This window comes from Comamonas sp. B-9 (genome assembly GCF_000410635.1).
GTDB lineage: Bacteria > Pseudomonadota > Gammaproteobacteria > Burkholderiales > Burkholderiaceae_C > Comamonas.
The window spans coordinates 243-3,289 of the sequence record NZ_KE148588.1 but is presented as its reverse complement, the minus strand read 5'-3'; the positions used below and the strand labels follow the sequence as shown (position 1 = coordinate 3,289).

Below are 3,047 nucleotides of genomic sequence, written 5' to 3'. Positions count from 1 at the left end.
TTGGCCTGGAGCAGGGCGCGCCCGCTGCCAGCAGCCGCACCCTGGCCGGGGCGGTCGCACCGGCCCCGGTTGCTGATCTGAATGCCGCCTTGCAAAACGAGCTCAGCAGCGCGGCCGCGTCCCACCGCAGCGCCAAGCTGGCCGAGCTGCGCGAGATCGCGGCGCTGGCTGCGCCCGAGACGGTGATCCATGAGCGCTCGGCCGTCATGGTGGGCTTGTTCGGTTTTCTGGCCCTGGCTTGCTTTGGCGGCGCGGTGGCCTTGTTCATGGCGGGCCTGCACATGGCCATGGCTGCCGGCGTGCTTGCCGGTGGTCTTGTCTGCGTATGGGTGGCGCGGCTCTTCTGGCGCGATAGCCAAAGCCCGGCCATGGTGCTGCAGCCCGCGGGTGTGCGCCTCTTCAACGCGCAGGAGCTGTTGCCCTGGTCAGCGATTGATGATTTCGAGTTCAACCAGGCCAACCACATGCTCACCGTCATCATGGCCTTGGAGCCCGGTGTGCAGCCGCCCGCGATGGGTGTGGGCAAACGCCGCGCCCAGTTCCAGAAGAAAAAGCAGCGCGTCGTCGTGATGCTCAAGGGCGTCAAGAAGATGAAGAACCAGGCCTTTGCCGAGCTGGTGCTGAACCAGTGGCGCGCCTACTATGCCCGCCAGGAGCTAGCGCGCATGGGAGAGCAGGTCTAACGGCTGCTCCACAACCCAGCCAGGCCTCGGACCCAGTCCGGGGCTTTTTTATGCCAGCGGCTGCCATCGGTGTCGCAGCCTGGCCGCTGCTGCCGGCTGCTGCGCCCCACATTCCTGCGCAAGCTGTGCCAGTACTGGCGACTGCAGGATAATAAGCAGTTGCTCCTTGCCCGTGAGCGGGCTGTGTCCACTTATTTCGCACCCTCCATGCTGTATCTCTCCACGCGCGGCCATGCCGAACAAAAACGTTTTTGCGACATTTTGCTCGAGGGCCTGGCGCCCGATGGCGGTCTGTACATGCCGGTGCAGTACCCGCAGATTGACGACGCCAAGCTGACCGCGCTGCGCGAGACGCTCAAGAGCAAGGGCTATGCAGCGCTGGCGTTCGAGATCCTGTCGCTGTACATCGACGACATCCCGGCCGAGGACCTGCGCGCGCTGTGCAACAAGACCTATACCGAGGCGGTGTTCGGCACGGCGGCGATTGTTCCAGTGCGCCAGCTCGAAGGCCCGCTGATGATCGAGGCGCTCTCCAATGGCCCGACCTTGGCCTTCAAGGACATGGCCATGCAGCTGCTGGGCAACCTGTTCGAGTACGAACTGGCGCGCCGCGGCGAAGAGCTCAATATTCTGGGCGCCACCAGCGGCGACACCGGCAGCGCAGCCGAATACGCGATGCGCGGCAAAAAGGGTGTGCGTGTGTTCATGACCAGCCCGCACGGCCGCATGAGCCCCTTCCAGCAGGCACAGATGTTCAGCCTGCAGGACGAGAACATCCACAACATCGCCATCGAAGGCGTGTTTGACGACTGCCAGGACATCGTGAAGGCGGTCAGCAACGACCACGCCTTCAAGGCGCAGTACAAGATCGGCACCGTCAACTCCATCAACTGGGCGCGCCTGCTGGCCCAGGTGGTCTACTACTTTGCCGGCTACCTGCAGGCCACCAGCCAGAACAGCGAGAAGGTGAGCTTCACGGTGCCCAGCGGCAACTTCGGCAATGTCTGCGCCGGCCATGTGGCGCGCCAGATGGGCCTGCCGATTGCCAAGCTGGTGGTGGCGACCAACGAGAACGATGTGCTGGACGAATTCTTCCGCACCGGTGTCTACCAGGTGCGCGGCGCTGCCCACACCTTCGAGACCTCGAGCCCGTCGATGGACATCTCTAAGGCCAGCAATTTTGAGCGCTTTGTGTTCGATCTGGTCGGCCGCGATGGCGCCCGCCTGCAGCAGCTGTTTGCGCAAGGCGTGGCCCAAGAGGGCCGCTTTGACCTGCAGGCCGATCCGGCTTTTAAGGATGCTGCCGGCCGCTATGGCTTTGTCAGCGGCAAGAGCACGCATGCCGACCGCCTGGCTACGATCCAGGACACCTACCAGCGCCTGGGCCAGATGATCGACACCCACACCGCCGATGGCGTGAAGGTGGCGCGTGAGCACCTGGGTGCCGAGCCGATGATCGTGCTGGAGACGGCCTTGCCAATCAAGTTTGCCGCCACCATTGAAGAGGCGCTGGGCCGCACACCCGAGCGCCCGGCCAAGTTTGACGGCATCGAAGACCTGCCCAAGCGCGTGGTGGTGATGCCCGCTGATGTGGACCAGGTCAAGACCTATATCAAGGACCACTGCCGCTGAACCGGCTAAGCTGCCGCTACCGCCTCGAGCCTGGGTGCCGAGGCCGTCCGTGGAATCATCAAGGAGGCGGGTATGCAGGTCGTGTGTTTTGCAGGCTATTCGGGCAGTGGCAAGACGACCTTGATCGAGCAGGTCATCCCGGTACTGATTGCGCAGGGCCAGCAAGTGTCGGTCATCAAGCATGCCCACCACCGCTTTGACATCGACACCCCCGGCAAGGACACCTGGCGCCACCGCCAGGCTGGTGCCTACGAGGTGCTGGCTGCCTCCGACCAGCGCGTGGTGCTGATGCGCGAGCTGCCAAAGACGCAGGAGCCCGATGTGCATGCGCTGATCGCCCAGCTCGACAGCCAGGTGGACTGGGTGCTGGTGGAGGGCTTCAAGGACTGCGACCTGCCTAAGCTGGAGGTGCTGGCCAATGCGCCCGAGCCCCATGGCAAGGCGCCGCTCTACCCGCAGGATGCGGCCGTGCAGGCGGTGGTGTTGTCACCCGCCCGCGAGCTGTTGCCCGCCACCGCCCTGCCGCAGCTGCCCCGCGATGCCCCCGCCGATGTGGCCCAGTGGCTGCTGGCGCACAGCGCCCGCTTTGCCTATACCCCGCCCTGTGTATTTGCGATCGATACCGCCGGCTAAGCGGGCCGTGTCGATGTTCGGCCGGCCTGGAGGCGGCCGACAACCCAAGGAATGATTGAATGAACAGCCAGCCCCGTCCCCCCCTGAAATCCCTCGATG

General features: G+C 64.6%; 3 protein-coding genes. All 3 read left to right on the top strand.

Annotated elements, in window-relative coordinates; genetic code table 11:
• Window positions 1-683, top strand: a 683-nt coding sequence (locus H928_RS32385; protein WP_027010956.1) for a hypothetical protein, incomplete at its 5' end; no start/stop codon positions are given.
• A gap of 207 nt (window positions 684-890) precedes the next feature.
• Entirely contained in the window at window positions 891-2,315 is a 1,425-nt protein-coding gene (gene thrC / locus H928_RS0114235) for a threonine synthase (RefSeq protein ID WP_021027121.1), read from the top strand.
• A 72-nt stretch (window positions 2,316-2,387) separates the two neighbouring features.
• Window positions 2,388-2,948 (top strand): molybdopterin-guanine dinucleotide biosynthesis protein B, encoded by a 561-nt coding sequence (gene mobB / locus H928_RS0114230; protein ID WP_021027120.1) that lies wholly within the window; start codon window positions 2,388-2,390, stop codon window positions 2,946-2,948.
• The last annotated feature ends 99 nt before the right edge of the window (window positions 2,949-3,047 follow it).